This window comes from Geobacter hydrogenophilus, from assembly GCF_018501225.1.
Classification (GTDB): Bacteria; Desulfobacterota; Desulfuromonadia; order Geobacterales; family Geobacteraceae; genus Geobacter; species Geobacter hydrogenophilus.
The window spans coordinates 529,460-544,703 of sequence record NZ_JAHCZI010000001.1 but is presented as its reverse complement, the minus strand read 5'-3'; the positions used below and the strand labels follow the sequence as shown (position 1 = coordinate 544,703).

Sequence of the window (15,244 nt, the reverse complement as noted above, 5' to 3'; positions counted from 1 at the left end):
TTATGCAGAGACCAGAAATATTCACATAACTATTCAAAATAACGAAATAATTTTAGTTTGAATAAAGTTTTATCTTGCTTGTAGATGTTTTATTTTGCGTAAAAACACTGGGGAGGACCGGATGGAGAAGAGAAAGTTCAGGAAGGTAATGGCCGCCAACCGCGGCGAAATAGCGATTCGTATTTTCCGGGCCTGCACGGAGCTCGGCATCAGCACTGTTGCCATCTACTCGGAGGAGGACAAACTGTCGCTCCACCGTTATAAGGCCGACGAGGCGTATCTGGTGGGGAAGGGAAAGAGCCCCATCGACGCCTATCTCGGCATCGACGAAATCATTGCCATCGCCAAGCAGCATGACGTGGACGCCATCCACCCCGGTTACGGCTTCCTCTCGGAGAACGCCGAGTTCGCCGAGAAGTGCGAGGCGTCGGGAATCGCCTTCATCGGCCCCACGGCCGAGATGCAGCGGGCCCTGGGGGACAAGGTGTCGGCCAGGAAAGTTGCCATGGCCGCCGGCGTCACCACCGTACCCGGCACCGAGGACCCCATCGAGCACGAGGAAGAGGCCCTCATCTTCGCCAAGAACTACGGCTACCCCATCATCATCAAGGCGGCGGCCGGTGGCGGCGGGCGCGGCATGCGGGTGGCCCGCAGCAAGAAGGAGCTTCTCGAAGGGCTCGTGGCGGCCCGTAGCGAGGCCAAGGCGGCCTTCGGCAACCCGGCGGTCTTCCTGGAGCGCTACATCGAGAATCCGAAGCACATCGAGGTGCAGGTCCTGGGCGACATGCACGGCAACCTGGTCCACTTCTTCGAGCGGGACTGCTCCATCCAGCGCCGCCACCAGAAGGTGGTGGAGTTCGCCCCGGCCCTTTGCCTGAGCCAGGAGACCCGCGAGGCGATCTGCGCGGCGGCCCTCAAGATTGCCGGCCAGGTGGGCTACCGCAACGCCGGCACCGTGGAATTCCTCCTGGACCAGGAGGGGAACTTCTACTTCATCGAGATGAACCCCCGTATCCAGGTGGAGCACACGGTGACCGAAATGATCACCGGCCGCAACCTGGTCCAGGCCCAGATCCTCGTGGCCGAGGGGAAAAAGCTCTCCGATCCCCCCATCAACATCCCGAACCAGGAAGCCATCGCCATGCGGGGGTACGCCATCCAGTGCCGGATCACCACCGAAGACCCGAATAACAACTTCGCCCCGGACTTCGGTACCATCACCACCTATCGTTCCTCGGCCGGCTTCGGTGTGCGGCTCGACGCCGGCAACGCCTTTACCGGTTCGGTGATCACCCCCCACTATGACTCGCTCCTCGTGAAGGTCACCTCCTGGGGACTCACCTTCGAGGAAGCGGCCCACATAATGGACCGCTCCCTCCAGGAGTTCCGGGTTCGGGGGGTCAAGACCAATATCGGCTTCCTGGAGAACGTTATCACCCACCAGGTCTTCCTGGACGGCAAATGCGACACCTCCTTCATCGAGAAACACCCGGAACTGCTCCAGATTGTCGAGAAGAAGGACCGGGCCACGAAGGTCCTCAGCTTCCTCGGCGATGTCATCGTCAACGGCTCGCCGGGGATCACGAAGCCCCTCAAGTCGGCGGAGCTCATGGAGGCCCATGTGCCCGAGGTGGATCTCACCCGGCCCCGCCCCGCCGGGAGCCGCGACCTCCTCATGAAGCTCGGCGCCGAGGGGCTCTCCAAGTGGATCCTGGAGCAGAAGCAGCTCCTCCTCACCGATACCACCATGCGGGACGCCCACCAGTCCAACCTGGCAACCCGGGTCCGCACCTATGATCTTCTGAAGATCGCCGAGCCGACTTCCTATCTTGGGGCCGGGCTTTTTTCAGTTGAGTGCTGGGGGGGCGCCACCTTCGACGTCTCCATGCGCTTCCTGAAGGAAGACCCGTGGCAGCGGCTCCATAAGCTTTCCGAGGCGATCCACAATATCCTCTTCCAGATGCTCCTCCGGGGCTCCAACGCCGTGGGGTATACCAACTACCCGGACAACGTGGTGCAGCGCTTCGTGGAGGAGGCGGCTTCCTCAGGCATCGACATCTTCCGGGTCTTCGACTCCCTCAACTGGACCAAGGGGATGGCCGTGGCCATGGAGGCGGTGCGCAAGAGCGGCAAGATCTGCGAGGCGGCCATCTGCTACACCGGCGACATCACCGATCCGACGCGGGATAAGTATCCCCTGGAATACTACGTGAGCATGGCCAAGGAGCTGGAGAAGATGGGTGCCCACATCCTCGCCATCAAGGACATGGCGGGCCTCCTGAAGCCCTTCGCCGCCTACAAGCTGGTGAAGGCCCTCAAGGAGAACATCGGAATCCCGGTCCACCTCCACACCCATGACACCTCCTCCAACGGCAGCGCCACGCTGCTCATGGCCTGCCAGGCGGGGGTCGACATTGTCGACGCGGCCCTGTCATCGCTCTCCGGGCTCACGGCCCAGCCGAACCTGAACGCCCTCGTGGCGGCCCTGAAAGGTACCGAGTGGGACACCCAGCTGGATGAGGAAGGGCTCCAGAAGCTGGCCAACTACTGGGAGACGGTGCGCGACTACTACGCCCCCTTCGAGTCGGGGCTCAAGAACGGCACTGCCGAGGTCTACCACCACGAGATCCCCGGCGGCCAGTACTCCAACTACAAGCCCCAAGTGGCCGGCCTCGGCCTCCTGGACCGCTGGGAGGAGTGCAAGGAGATGTACCACAAGGTGAACCTCCTCTTCGGCGACATCGTGAAGGTGACGCCGTCGTCCAAGGTGGTGGGGGACATGGCCATGTTCCTCGTGAAGAACAACCTGGACGTTCAGGATGTCTTCACCCAGGGGAGCGAGCTTGCCTTCCCCGAATCCGTGGTGGGGATGTTCAAGGGGATGCTGGGTCAGCCCTACCAGGGGTGGCCCCGGGAGCTTCAGAAGATTGTCCTGAAAGGTGAGGAGCCGATCACCTGCCGCCCCGGCGAGCTGCTGGAGCCGGTGGACTTCGACGAGGAGCGGCTCAAGGTGGAAGAGAAGGTGGGGCACCCCGTGGACGACAAGGCGCTCATGAGCTACATCCTCTACCCCCATGTCTACCCGGAGTTCCACAAGCACCGCCACGAATACTCCGACACCTCGGTCATCCCGACCCCCATCTTCTTCTACGGCCTGGAGCCGGGGCAGGAGACCTCCATCGAGATCGAGGCGGGGAAGACCCTCATCATCAAGCTGAACGCCATCGGCAAAGTCCACCCCGACGGCACCCGGCACATCTTCTTCGAACTGAACGGCAACGCCCGGAGCGTGGTTGTCCGCGACCAGTCGGTCCAGACCGACGAGTCGGCGCGGGAGAAGGCCGACAAGGGGAACGCCAAGCATGTGGGCGCGCCCATGCCGGGGAAGGTCCTGAAGCTCAACGTCAAGGCCGGCGACGAGGTGAAGGCCGGCGACGTCCTCATGGTCACCGAGGCCATGAAGATGGAGACCAACATCAAGGCCAAGGAAGACGGCACCGTCGCCGAGGTGAAGTTCAAGGAAGGGGACAAGGTGGAGAAGGAGGATCTTCTCATCGTTATGGCGTGAAGCACGACTAACGAAAAACACTCGAAACCGCCACGGTAACGTGGTATTAAAGGGGGCCGCCAGCGAGGCGGTTCCCCTTTTTTCATTACCGTATCATGGGAACATATGGGGACAAATCCCACTACCATGCAAGGAAGGAGAAGCACTCGTGTCCAAGAAACCGGAAGTTACCTTCAAGTACATCTTCACCTACGACTACAACCCGGTCTACGTGAACGGCGCCCACGGCGGCGTCTCTCCCCGGGGCGACCTGGTCGTGAATTTTTACCTGGAGCGGCCGCCGCTCCCCAACGAGATCACCCACGAGGTGAACCCCAACGGCACCATCGGCGCCGAGACCGGCGTGGAGCCCGAGGATTTTGCCCAGAGCCTCGTGCGTTTCGTCCCCACCGGCGTGGTCCTCAACTACCAGACAGCCCGGGAGCTCCACCACTGGCTCGGCGAGAAGGTCCGGGAGCTGGAGACCCTGGAGCAGCACAAGGTAGCCATGCGCGCTGCGGCCCAGCAGCAGGCCGGTGGCGAGGGGGTACAGCACTGATAGTGCGTTGACCGAGATTCCGCAAGACGCGAAAAGAGCCTGCCGATTGCAACTTCGGCAGGCTCTTTTTGTTCCGGGATTCGGATTCGACGGCTACTTCTGGCTTGCCGCCAAGGCCTGGTCCACGTCGGCGATGATGTCGTCGATGTGCTCGATGCCGACGGAGAGGCGGATCAGGTCCGGGGTGACGCCGGAAGCGGTCTGCTGCTCCGCGGTCAACTGGCGGTGGGTGGTGCTGGCCGGGTGGAGGACGCAGCTGCGGGCGTCACCCACGTGGACCACGAGGGCTACGAGCCTGCACGCCTCCATGAACTTCTTGCCGGCCTCGGCCCCCCCCTTGATGCCGAAGGTGAGGACGCCGCTGCACCCAAGCGGCAGGTACTTCTGTGCCCGGTCGTGGCTGGCGTGGCTCGTGAGTCCCGGGTACTTGACCCAACTGACCGACGGGTGGCTTTCCAGGAACTGAGCCAGGGCCAGGGCGTTGTCGCTGTGGCGCTGCATCCGGAGGGGCAGGGTCTGGAGGCCGTTGGTGAAGAGAAATGAGTTGAAGGGGCTCGGCGTGGTCCCGATGTCGCGCATGAGCTGGACCCGGGCCTTGATGATGTAAGCCAGGTTGCCGAAGGTCTTCACGTACTGGAGGCCGTGGTAGGAGGAATCGGGCTCGGTCAGTTCCGGGAAGCGGCCGTTGCCCCAGTCGAAGTTCCCTCCGTCCACGATGACGCCGCCGACGCTGGTGGCGAGGCCGTCGATGTATTTCGTGGCCGAGTGGACCACCACGTTGGCCCCGTGCTCGAAGGGGCGGCAGAGGTAGGGGGTGGCGAAGGTGCTGTCGATAATGAGTGGCACCCCTTTCCCTCTGGCGATGGCGGAAAATTTCTCGAAGTCGAGGACGTTCAGCCCCGGGTTGCCGATGGTCTCGGCGAAGAGGGCCTTGGTGTTGGGGCGGAAGGCGGCGAGGATTTCGTCGGCCGGGGCCTCCGGGTCCACGAAGGTCACCTCGATTCCCATCTTGGGGAGGGTGCAGGCGAAGAGGTTGTAGGTGCCGCCGTAGAGGGTGCTGGCGGTCACGAAGTGCTGGCCCGCCTGGCAGATGTTGAAGATGGAAAGGGTCGTGGCCGCCTGGCCGGCAGAGGTGGCCAGGGCGCCGACTCCCCCCTCCATCATGGCCAGCTTCTGCTCGAAGGCGTCGGTGGTGGGGTTCCCCAGACGGGTATAGAAAAAGCCGGCCTCTTCCAGGTCGAAGAGTTTCGTCACGTGGTCGGCGCTGTCGTACTTGAAGGTGGTGCTCTGGCAGATGGTGACGACGCGGGGGTCGCCCGCCTTGGGGGTGTATCCCCCCTGGATGGCCTGGGTCTCGATCTTCCACGAACTGCTCATGGCGGTCTCCTTTCAACGGTAATGGGACCGCGATGATAGCAGAGAAATCCCGTACGGGAAACCCGGAATTAGTGCAGCTCCATCTCCCGCGCTACCTGGCCCAGCATCCGCCGGATGGTCCGCTCGTCCACGAAGCTGAAGAGGTCCCCTTTGCCGAAATCCACTGCGGTCCAGTCGCGCCAGCTCCGGATAGTGACCGGTACCTCGCTGACCCCGTTCCCTAGGAGGCCGTGGAGGATATGCTCCTGTCCGCCGGCCCGGCGGGGATGCTCGGTCTTGCGGAGATCGAAGTAGACTGCCTGGTCGAACTGGTCTGTGGTGAGATAGATCATGACGCACCTCCCGGTTGTGTGATGATGACAGTAAAACCGGAATGTGCGTCATAATACGTCGTTTATGCCTTGAACTGTCCAACGAACCCTTGCAGCTCAGTTGCCAGGTCTGTCAGCCTGCTTGCTGCAGCCGCGGATTCCTGGGCGCCGCGGGCCGTGGCTTCTACTACAGTTGTGATCTGCTGGATGTTGTTGGTGATTTCGGCGGTGGTGGCGGTCTGCTCTTCCGCTGCCGTGGCAATCTGGCTCACCTGGCCGGTTACCCCATTGATCCTGTCGAGGATCTCCCGCAGGGCATCGCCCGACTTTGCCGCTTCAGAGGTGCCGCTGGCCACCTCTTTGACCCCTTCTTCCATGGATGAGACTGCCCGCCCGGTTTCGTGCTGGATCCCCTTGATCATCTCGCCGATCTCCCGGGTAGCCTTCGTGGTTCGTTCAGCCAGGGCTCGCACCTCGTCGGCAACCACGGCAAACCCTCGCCCCTGCTCGCCGGCCCTGGCCGCCTCGATGGCCGCATTCAGGGCCAGCAGGTTGGTCTGGTCGGCAATGTCCTGAATGGTGCCGATGATTTCGCCGATCTGATCCCCGCGGGCTCCCAGCCCTTCAACGGTATGGGCTGCCTCCTTCACCCGCTCGGCGATGCGGGTCATCACTGCCACGGTCTGCTCGACCACCTGGCTGCCGCCGGATGCCGAACTGCTGGCCTCCCGCGATCCTTCCGCCGCCATCATGCAGTTGTTGGCGATCTCGTTGGATGTTGCCGCCATCTCCTCGCTGGCCGTGGCGACCGTTCCTGCCTGAGCCGCCACTTCCTCGGCGCCGGTTGCCATCTGCTCTGAGGATGCATAGACCTGGCTGGCTGCCGCAGCCACCTGGACCGTGTTTTCCGTTACCTTGGCAATGATCTTTTGGAGTTTTTCGATAAAGAGGTTGAAGGAACGCCCCAGGTGCCCCAGTTCGTCGTCCGAGCGAACCTCGATCCGCTTGGTCAGGTCGCCTTCCCCCTGGGCGATGTCGTCCATCATGGCATTCATCGCCCGGAGCGGTTTGGTGATGCCGCGGGTAATGACCACGGTTATCATCACGGCGAGCACCAAGGCAACAACCAGGCTGATGACAATTGCCGTAACAACCCTGCTGCCGATGGCATCGACTTCCTTGGCCCTCTTGTCGCTCGCCTCGTAGGCCGCCCGGTTCCCTTCCGTGGATAGTTTTTCAATGGTGTGGGCCGACTCCTTGAACAGTTTCATCGCCTCGTTTGCCTGCTGGGTGCTGGTGATGGCGCCGGATTTGATCTGCCCCATGAGCTGTCCGAAACCGGCGACGTATTGTTTGTAGTTTTCCTGTATCGCGGCATACTGGCCCTTTTCCTTGTCGTCGAGTTTCAGTTTGCCCAGCTTGCCAAGCCAGTCATCGAGACGCTCTTTCTTCTCGGTCCATTTCTTCTCGTATTCCGCGATCTTGTCGGGATTGCCTATATTGATGAACGCGTCCTTTTCGTACATTCTCATGTAGAGGATATTGGCCCTCACCCGGGAAAAGTACTCGCCAATCTTGACTTCCTGGGAGAGAATCTCGTTACTCGCTTTGTCAATCTTCTCTATCCCCAGAAACCCCGCACCGCCGGTAATCACCAGCAGCAGCACAACAAGTCCGAATCCCAGGCCGAGCCGCGTTCCGATTTTCATGCTTGCCAACATGTCATTCTCCTTTTCCGACGTTCATGGGCATCGGCGCAGAAACCTCATGCCATTAATACTTGTCGGTTTACGGCGTTGGAACTTTAAGGTTATGTATAAGTGTCTCATGATGACGATAGAAGAATAAGGGGAGAACAGTGTCCTTTGGGGTGTGACGAGATGAAGGAGAGGGGGAGAGTGGACGGATGATGCTTCTTTGGGTATCATGAGAGCAACGTATTAAGGCGGAAAAGTGTAACAAAATGCCATCAGAGGGCACTCTCTCCGGCAAAGGTCCCTCTCGGGCTTGCCCAGAGGGACAAGGCGCCGGCACCATGAACGGAATCATGACCATACCCAACATGTTGACGGCGCTTCGGATAGTCCTGGTCCCCGCCCTCATCATGTTTCTTCTGGACGGCAACTTCCGGGCTGCCCTGACGGTTTTCCTCGTGGCGGGCGTGAGCGATGCCCTCGACGGTTTCATCGCCCGGCGCTTCAACCAGCAAAGCCGCCTCGGTTCGTTCCTCGATCCGCTGGCCGACAAGCTCCTGGTGGTTACCTCGTCCCTTGTCCTTGCGGCCATCGGGCAACTGCCATGGTGGCTTGCCCTGGTCATTGTCGGCCGTGACCTGGTAATCGTTGCCGGCGCAGTCGCCTATTACGGCCGCACGGGAACCCTGGAGATGAATCCCAGCATAGCCAGCAAGGCCAATACCTTTGTGCAGATTTCCCTGATCCTGGTGGTGCTCGCCCATGGGGCGGGGATGGAACTCCTTGGAGTTGTGCTGAAGCCCCTCTTTGTTCTTGCGCTCGCGATGGCACTGGTTTCGGGGGGAGACTACATGGTGGTGTGGGGACGCCGGGCTTTCAGGAAAAGCTGATAGCTTCAGGAGAACAGCCGCCGCGAGTGTATTGACATGATTCCTCCTCAGGTGGTATTAGAGCTGATTCGCTAATGAACGGCCGTTATGGGGGGTGCCGGTGCGGTGACACCGGGGATGGGAGATGTGAACGTGGAGCGGGTGTTCATCGTCGGGTGCGGCGATATCGGGAAACGGGTGGCGCGGCTTGCCATGGATAAGGGAGCTGCGGTGACAGCCCTCGTCCGTTCGGAGGAAAGCGCTGCCAAACTGCATGAACATGGCATCGGAACGGTGGAAGGGCACCTGGACGATCCTGAATCCCTTGCCGGCCTCCCTCTCCGGGGGGCGACCGTGTTCTACTTCGCCCCTCCGCCGGGTGGAGGGATAACCGAGCCGAGGGCTCGGGCCTTCTGTGCCGCCGTCAGGCCGGGCGAGGAGCCGGCAAAGGTGGTTTACCTCAGCACCAGCGGCGTCTATGGCGACTGCGGCGACCTGATCGTGACCGAAGATACACCTGCCAATCCCCAGACGGCACGGGCCAAGCGCCGCTACGACGCTGAAACGGTCTTTCGCGCCTGGGGCAAGGAGCGGGGCGTTCCGATAGTCGTTCTGCGGGTCACGGGCATCTACGGCCCGGGGCGGCTTCCGCTCCAGCAGCTAACGAGCGGCCAGCCGGTCCTCTTTGAGAGTGAGGCTTCCTACACCAATCGGATCCATTCCGAGGACCTAGCCCGGGTCTGCATGGCTGCTGCCGAGAAGGGCGAGGACGGCGATATATTCAATGTGAGCGACGGCAATCCGGGCACCATGACGGAGTACTTCAACGCCTGCGCCGATGCCCTCGGTTTCCCGCGCCCCCGGCAGGTGACCATGGAGGAGGCGAAAAAAGTCATGACACCCCTCATGCTTTCCTATGTTACGGAGTCGCGGCGGATGGACAACTCGAAAATGGTGGGTAAACTAGGGGTTAAACTTCTGTACCCGACTCTGCAGGATGGTCTGAAGGCAAGCGTTGCCAAATAGACAGGGAGCGCGGCAGCAAAGGAGTTATTGCAGATAGCGTTCCGATGACATGACCTTGGAGATGAGGAGTAACTGCCTTACGTGGGGCGAGCTGTTGCCCCTGCGGATAACCTCCCGAACCGACAACAGATCATTGATCAGGTTTTTACCCTTTCTGACAAGTCGGCGCGCCCTGTGGTTCCGCCGGGTGTAGGGAACAAGGAACTCCAGGGCCTCGGCGATTTTCAGACCGGCGATGACCTGATCCTTGAAGCTCTTGAACTGTCCCGTTTCCAGATGGTTGCGGAGAGCTTCAATCTCGCTTTCAAAATAGCCGAGGATGCGGGTATGGAGAGTGTCTATCGCCATAGTTAGTGTACACCATCGCATGACATGGGCTGAAATCGCAAAACATGGAGCAAATGCGTAGTTGATATACTCTTCGGCTGTCCGTCATTTTTCTTTAGGGCATAAAAGAAGATAGTGTGTTGATACTGCGTCAGTTTCTCCGGTCTGCCATGGGGGGAATCCCCGGTTTTCGGTTGACATGACGGCCAGTTGAAGGGTATTAATACACGCTAATTCATAATGTTTGGGTATGCTGTGAAGGTGAAAGAGGGGTTCTGATCTCTCAGAAAGGGACTGTATCCGATGAAACAGGGAGTGAACAGGTTCGGTAGATTGCTGGTTAGTGTGGCGTTGTTGGGGTGGGCCACGGCCGGTTCCGGTTTCGCATTTGCCGCCGAGCAGGCCTCCGGCGCGGCTGAGATGGGAAAACGGTCGTCGTCGCCGGTGGCAACGGTCCAGATCCAGAAGCAGCCCGAGCTTTATGCCGTCGAGCCCCCTCCACTCACCGTTACCCAATGCGGCCAGTGTCACCCCGGCGTGTTTCAGGACATCAAGAAGGACGGCGGGCGCCACGCCTTCACCTGCCAGAACTGCCACAAGAGCTTCCACAGCTACAGTCCCCGGAAGAACAACTGGGACCAGATCATGCCCAAATGTTCCGATTGTCACTCGCCGGCAACGGTGGCCCATGCGCAGGTCTTCACCCAGTGCGCCGAGTGCCATTCAAATCCCCACTCGATAAAGGTCATGCCCATGAGCCAGAAGCTTCTGGCCTCCTGTGCCACCTGCCACGCCGGACCGCCGGCGGACCTGAAGCAGTTCCCGAGCAAGCATACCAAGCTCTCCTGCGCCGACTGCCACACGCGCCACGGTCTCATACCATCCTGCAACATGTGCCACAAGCCCCACTACGAGGGGCAGGATTTCAAGACCTGCGCCAGCGAGTGCCATCCGGTTCACAAGCCGAAGGAAATTTCCTACAAGAAGGACGTGGGCACCCGTACCTGCGGAGCCTGCCACGAGGGTGTCTATGCCACCTGGACCAAGACGCCGAGCCGTCACGGCAAGGTCAGTTGCGCCGCCTGCCACACCAAGCACGGCTTTATCCCGCAGTGCACCGACTGCCACGGACTGCCCCACAGCAAGCAGCTCCACGAGCGGTTCCCGAAGTGCCTCACCTGCCACCAGGATGCGCACAACCCGCCGGTGCGGCAGCGCTGACAGCAGATACTGAGAGGTCCTCCTCTTTCGGGGAGGACCTCTCGAACGATTTACCTTTGATGTCATGATCTTTTGAAGGAGGGATGCGTGAAGCTTTACCAAGGCTTTACCCTAGGGGTGACGGTCCTCGCTGCGGCGCTGCTCACGGCGCCGCCGTCGGGCTCGGCCGCCGATCTCGGCATCACCTCCGACACCATCGTTCGCCTCTACGAACGAAACGACAGCAATGGAAGGCAACGGTCCCTCCTGCCGGTCTATGAGTTCCTCCGCTTCGACTACTCCGTTCCCAAAACGCCGGGGCTTTCGCTCCACGCTTACGGGTGGGGACGGGCGAACCTCAGGGACGACTTCGGCAATGCAGACGGCACCGCCACCGGCGAACTCCTCTACGCCTATCTGGACTACCTGGACCCGAAGAACCGGGACTACCAGATCCGTTTCGGGCGCCAGTACATCTTCGAGGGGGTGATGAGGGAGAGCATCGACGGCCTTTATGTCAAAACCGATCTGGTGCCGACGGTTACCGCCTCTGCCTACGCCGGTTTCCCCGTGAACCTGGAGGATGTCAAGGGGCGAGGGGGAGACTGGATTTACGGGGCTCGGGTCGCCCAGGGGATTCCCGGCCGCTACGACGTGGCCTTGGCCTACAAGCACACGGGAAATGACGGCTCCACCGATGAGCAGCTCCTGGGAGCCGACGCCACCCTGCTCCTCCCCGCCAACATTACCCTGCTCGGGCATACCACCTGGAATCTCGTCACCGGAGGCTTGGGAGAGCAGTCCTACGAGTTGCGGCTTCCCTTCAAGGCTTTTGAGCTTCGTCCTTTCTATCAGCACTACCGGTACGAGGATTTCATCAACCGGAGATCCGGCGGTTCCGCGCCCTTCCGGTATATGTCACAATTCGGGGAGAAGGTGGACATTGCGGGGACCGAGGCCTTCTGGTACCCAGCGGAAAACATCGAGTTCGGCGCCCGCTACAAGCATTACGAGTATGACAAGCGTTACGGTTCCGCCGACATGTACACGGTTCTGGCCGCTGTCAGGCGCAAGATCTTCTCCGAGGTGGGGATGGAATTCGGCCGGGTGGAGGGTGACATTGCCCAGAACCGGTATTATCTCGGGCGGGCCTATGTATACTGGGATGTGGCCCCAGCCTTCGTCACGGCTGACGTGGTCTATGTGAACTATGACGACGGCAATGTCTGGAGCATGTACCGCAAGGACAGTGCCTTCTTCGCTTCGGTCGGAGGGGGAAGCAAGTTCCTCGACAAGGCCCTCACCGTGAAGCTATCCCTCGACTACAGCCAGGATCCTTACTTCGACAAGGATTACCGCGGCACGCTTGCCGCCTCCTACGCCTTTGGCAAGTGACGGCTGCGGATGGAGCATTTACCCATGAAACATGGCATCATACCGGCGCTTCTGGTGACAGGGCTGATACTCGCACTCCTGGCGGCGTGCGCCTCGACCCCGACCTATCGGTTGCCGGCCAAACACCCCACCATCTATGAACTGGGAGACCGCCGCGAGTTCTGCACCAAGTGCCACGGTTACAAGAAAACCCCGGTGGATTTCGAGCGGTACAACCATACCCCCCTCTTCACCGAGTCCCACCGTCTCGTGGCCTACCAGGACCAGCGGATCTGCGCCCTCTGCCATGAGCAGAGCTTCTGCAACGACTGTCACGTGACCCACACGGAACTGAAACCCTCGCTCAAGAACCAGACGGAGAACTACCGGCGGATGCAACACCGGGGCGAATACCTCTCCCGCCACCGGATCGACGGCCGTCTCGACCCCACCTCGTGCTACCGCTGCCACGGCAATCCCCAGTCGTCCCAGACGTGCCGGCCGTGTCACGGTTAGAAGGTAGCTGAAATGATGAGTATGCAAGCCAAGCTCAAGCTAACGGTCGGGACTTTCCTGTGTGCCGCGGTACTGACGGGATGTGGCGGTGGGCTTAATGCGTCGAATCCCGACGCGCCGTCGTCGGTCAACGCCCATGAATGCACCTGGGTCACAACGCACCCCAGGAAGATCATAGAGATGGTCACGTTTCGCCTTGTTTCTTCGTCCACCCAGGCCACCTTCAGCGCCATGTACGGCGAGGACCAGCTGATCCAATGCCGCGTCTGCCACGGAAGCAGCTTTCTCGGTGCCAGTGGTGGCGCTACGGGTCCGGCATGCCTCGACTGCCACATAGCCGACCCGATCAGGTATCCTGCCGGCTGTTACTCGTGCCACGGGGGGGTCGCCCTTAACCCCCAGGATCCCACGCAGGTGTCGGTCGGTCTCTATAAGCAATTCTATGCCCAGTACTCGACGCCGCAGTTTTCCCAGTACTCGACGGCGCGTCAGGCTTTCTTCGACCGGGTCAAATCCGGCTCGATCCATAACCGACAAAGCCCTTCCCTTCCCCGGAATCACGATGCCCTGGCGTACATCTTCACCGAGGCAAATCAGCCGGCCGATACCTGTCGCTATTGCCATAATCAGGGAGCCAATGCCAATATTCACCACTCACAGGCGATCCTGAGCCGCTACACGTGCTTCAAGTTTACCGGCGGGTGTCACGACGTCAATTTCAACCCCCTCACCGGCGAATTCCAGATTGTGGTCGTGCGGGACTGCAGCGTGTGCCACAAGTAGGCCCCATTCGGATGCCAGGGCATGGAATGTGCTTGTAAAGTGGTGTTAATAATTCACCAATGAGGGTAACGCCATGATGGCCAAGTCATCACGACCGGAAAAACAGAGCGGCTTCGAAGGATCCATCGCCGGTCTTTCGCTGACCGATGTCATCCAGCTCAAGGGCCACAACCGCTTTACCGGCGCCATTTCGGTGGAGTACCAGCAGCGGCAGGGGATGATCTTTTTCCGCGACGGCGAGATCATCCACGCGGAGCAGGAGGGGGTAGTCGGCGAGCAGGCCCTGTACGAGATCCTCCGCTGGCCCGGCGGGCGCTTTGTCATTCAGCCAAAGGTTACCACTACCGGTCGGTCCATCCAGCAGAGCATCGCGTATCTCCTCCTTGAAGCACACCGTATTATTGATGAGGAAAATGCGGGACTGCGGCCGAAGGGAGGAGAAGGGACGGCCCCGCGCAGGATGAGCGTTATCGCGGAACGGCTTCTTCAAATCGCCGGAGTTGGTTACGCGGTGCTTTTCAAGAAGGACGGCTCGCCGGTCGACGACGAAAGCGCCGAGGCCAAGGCCCTTGCCGAAAAAGGGAGTGACCTGTCGCGCCTCGGCAACAGACTCGGCGATCTGCTGGGCCTCGGCGGGGTGAAATCCGCTGCCGTTCAGGCAAAGGGGGAACAGCAGCTCCTCTTTGAGGCGAAAAATCACTACATCTCCATTGCGGTGGATAAAGAGACTTCCCTTGCTCAGGTGGAATCGGATATCCGCGCCACCTTCGGGAGTAGGAAATAGCGGGTTGGAACAGGGTCGAGATTCGGATGGACGAAATTCTTCAACAACTCAATACTGTTCCGGGAGTGATTGGAAGCCTCGTCTGCGGACGCGATGGGGATGCTGTTGCCTGCGCGTTTCCTCCCCTGTTCGACTCAGCCATTATCGAGAGGGTTACGGCCGCTGTGGCGGATACCGCACGTGGAGTCCATGGTGCGACAGGACCGTCAGAGCTCCTTGATTTCCGCTATGGCGACGGAAGGGTTATCGTCAAACCCCTGCAGGATGCCTTTGTGCTGCTGCTCTGTACCAAAAAGGTCAACCTCGGAGTGCTCGCCATTTCCCTTAACGTGGCAAAGACAAAGTTGGAGTCGCTCCTTGTGGCTCGGGAGTTGCGGCAGAAACCCGCTGCAGTTGCTCCCGATACATTGGAGCTTGCGGTCTGCCATCTCGCTGACGGGACAAAGGGGAGTTCCTTCGAACAGTTCGGCATGGCAGCCCTTACGCCGGCCACTGCCCGGCAGGTCTCTTCCTTCTACAAGAGGGAAACCTTCAAGAAGCTGAAGATCACCAACAGGGTGAACGGCATTTCCGCTATTTTCCCTGTAATGATCGTTAACGAGAGCGATTCTTCCTACGACGGCAAAATTATCCTCTGCAAGTCCATCGAGAAGAAGCTGGAAGCCCTGCAGGGCGATGGTCTCCTTGTCGAAATTCCGTAACGCGCGCCCCCTGTACAGCTTCCTTCTCCCTGCCCGCCTCTTCCCCCCACAGCCTGTTTAATCCCCACCCTCTTCATCTCCGGAGTTTGCCATGGCGGGAAAATCGGGTAGAGTGTAGTCGGTGGGGTCTTCCCCAGGTCGCGACCCCTCCTGCGCCTTCCGCAGCCAAAATGTCA

14 protein-coding genes are annotated in these 15,244 nt (G+C 60.3%); 10 read left to right on the top strand and 4 right to left on the bottom strand.

The features are described 5' to 3' along the window. Positions 1 to 121: 121 nt before the first annotated feature. Positions 122 to 3,568, top strand: a complete 3,447-nt coding sequence (locus KI811_RS02400; RefSeq protein WP_214184889.1) for a pyruvate carboxylase — start codon at positions 122 to 124, stop codon at positions 3,566 to 3,568. A gap of 148 nt (positions 3,569 to 3,716) precedes the next feature. Further along, positions 3,717 to 4,106: a hypothetical protein gene (locus KI811_RS02395; protein WP_214184888.1), complete on the top strand. Its 390-nt coding sequence runs from the start codon at positions 3,717 to 3,719 to the stop codon at positions 4,104 to 4,106. A gap of 93 nt (positions 4,107 to 4,199) precedes the next feature. Here KI811_RS02395 and KI811_RS02390 read toward each other — a convergent pair whose 3' ends face one another. From KI811_RS02390 to KI811_RS02380, 3 genes are all read right to left on the bottom strand, one after another. Continuing rightward, positions 4,200 to 5,483: an O-acetylhomoserine aminocarboxypropyltransferase/cysteine synthase family protein gene (locus KI811_RS02390; RefSeq protein ID WP_214184887.1), complete on the bottom strand. Its 1,284-nt coding sequence runs from the start codon at positions 5,481 to 5,483 to the stop codon at positions 4,200 to 4,202. A gap of 68 nt (positions 5,484 to 5,551) precedes the next feature. Beyond that, a complete protein-coding gene (locus tag KI811_RS02385; RefSeq protein ID WP_214184886.1) occupies positions 5,552 to 5,815 on the bottom strand; it encodes a hypothetical protein in 264 nt (87 codons plus the stop codon). A gap of 62 nt (positions 5,816 to 5,877) precedes the next feature. After that, a complete protein-coding gene (locus KI811_RS02380; RefSeq protein WP_214184885.1) occupies positions 5,878 to 7,515 on the bottom strand; it encodes a HAMP domain-containing methyl-accepting chemotaxis protein in 1,638 nt (545 codons plus the stop codon). A gap of 314 nt (positions 7,516 to 7,829) precedes the next feature. Between KI811_RS02380 and pgsA the strand changes: the two genes are divergently transcribed. Then, positions 7,830 to 8,378, top strand: a complete 549-nt coding sequence (gene pgsA, locus KI811_RS02375) for a CDP-diacylglycerol--glycerol-3-phosphate 3-phosphatidyltransferase (protein ID WP_214184884.1) — start codon at positions 7,830 to 7,832, stop codon at positions 8,376 to 8,378. A gap of 132 nt (positions 8,379 to 8,510) precedes the next feature. Beyond that, positions 8,511 to 9,383 (top strand): SDR family oxidoreductase, encoded by an 873-nt coding sequence (locus KI811_RS02370; RefSeq protein ID WP_214185124.1) that lies wholly within the window; start codon positions 8,511 to 8,513, stop codon positions 9,381 to 9,383. A 24-nt stretch (positions 9,384 to 9,407) separates the two neighbouring features. Here the strand turns inward: KI811_RS02370 and KI811_RS02365 are convergent, their stop codons facing one another. Further along, positions 9,408 to 9,731, bottom strand: coding sequence for a hypothetical protein (locus tag KI811_RS02365; RefSeq protein ID WP_214184883.1), 324 nt, complete (start codon positions 9,729 to 9,731; stop codon positions 9,408 to 9,410). Between the two features lie 282 nt (positions 9,732 to 10,013). Between KI811_RS02365 and KI811_RS02360 the strand changes: the two genes are divergently transcribed. The 6 genes from KI811_RS02360 to KI811_RS02335 all read left to right on the top strand — a co-directional run bounded on the left by KI811_RS02360 (position 10,014) and on the right by KI811_RS02335 (position 15,068). Further along, entirely contained in the window at positions 10,014 to 10,931 is a 918-nt protein-coding gene (locus KI811_RS02360) for a cytochrome c3 family protein (RefSeq protein WP_214184882.1), read from the top strand. An 87-nt stretch (positions 10,932 to 11,018) separates the two neighbouring features. Beyond that, positions 11,019 to 12,305: a hypothetical protein gene (locus KI811_RS02355; protein WP_214184881.1), complete on the top strand. Its 1,287-nt coding sequence runs from the start codon at positions 11,019 to 11,021 to the stop codon at positions 12,303 to 12,305. A gap of 24 nt (positions 12,306 to 12,329) precedes the next feature. Next, complete coding sequence (locus KI811_RS02350) at positions 12,330 to 12,800, top strand: cytochrome C (protein ID WP_214184880.1); 471 nt, start codon at positions 12,330 to 12,332, stop codon at positions 12,798 to 12,800. Between the two features lie 12 nt (positions 12,801 to 12,812). Further along, complete coding sequence (locus KI811_RS02345; protein WP_214184879.1) at positions 12,813 to 13,583, top strand: hypothetical protein; 771 nt, start codon at positions 12,813 to 12,815, stop codon at positions 13,581 to 13,583. A 73-nt stretch (positions 13,584 to 13,656) separates the two neighbouring features. After that, positions 13,657 to 14,367, top strand: a complete 711-nt coding sequence (locus tag KI811_RS02340) for a DUF4388 domain-containing protein (RefSeq protein WP_214184878.1) — start codon at positions 13,657 to 13,659, stop codon at positions 14,365 to 14,367. 26 nt (positions 14,368 to 14,393) lie between these two features. Beyond that, positions 14,394 to 15,068, top strand: coding sequence for a roadblock/LC7 domain-containing protein (locus KI811_RS02335; RefSeq protein WP_214184877.1), 675 nt, complete (start codon positions 14,394 to 14,396; stop codon positions 15,066 to 15,068). Positions 15,069 to 15,244 lie beyond the last annotated feature (176 nt).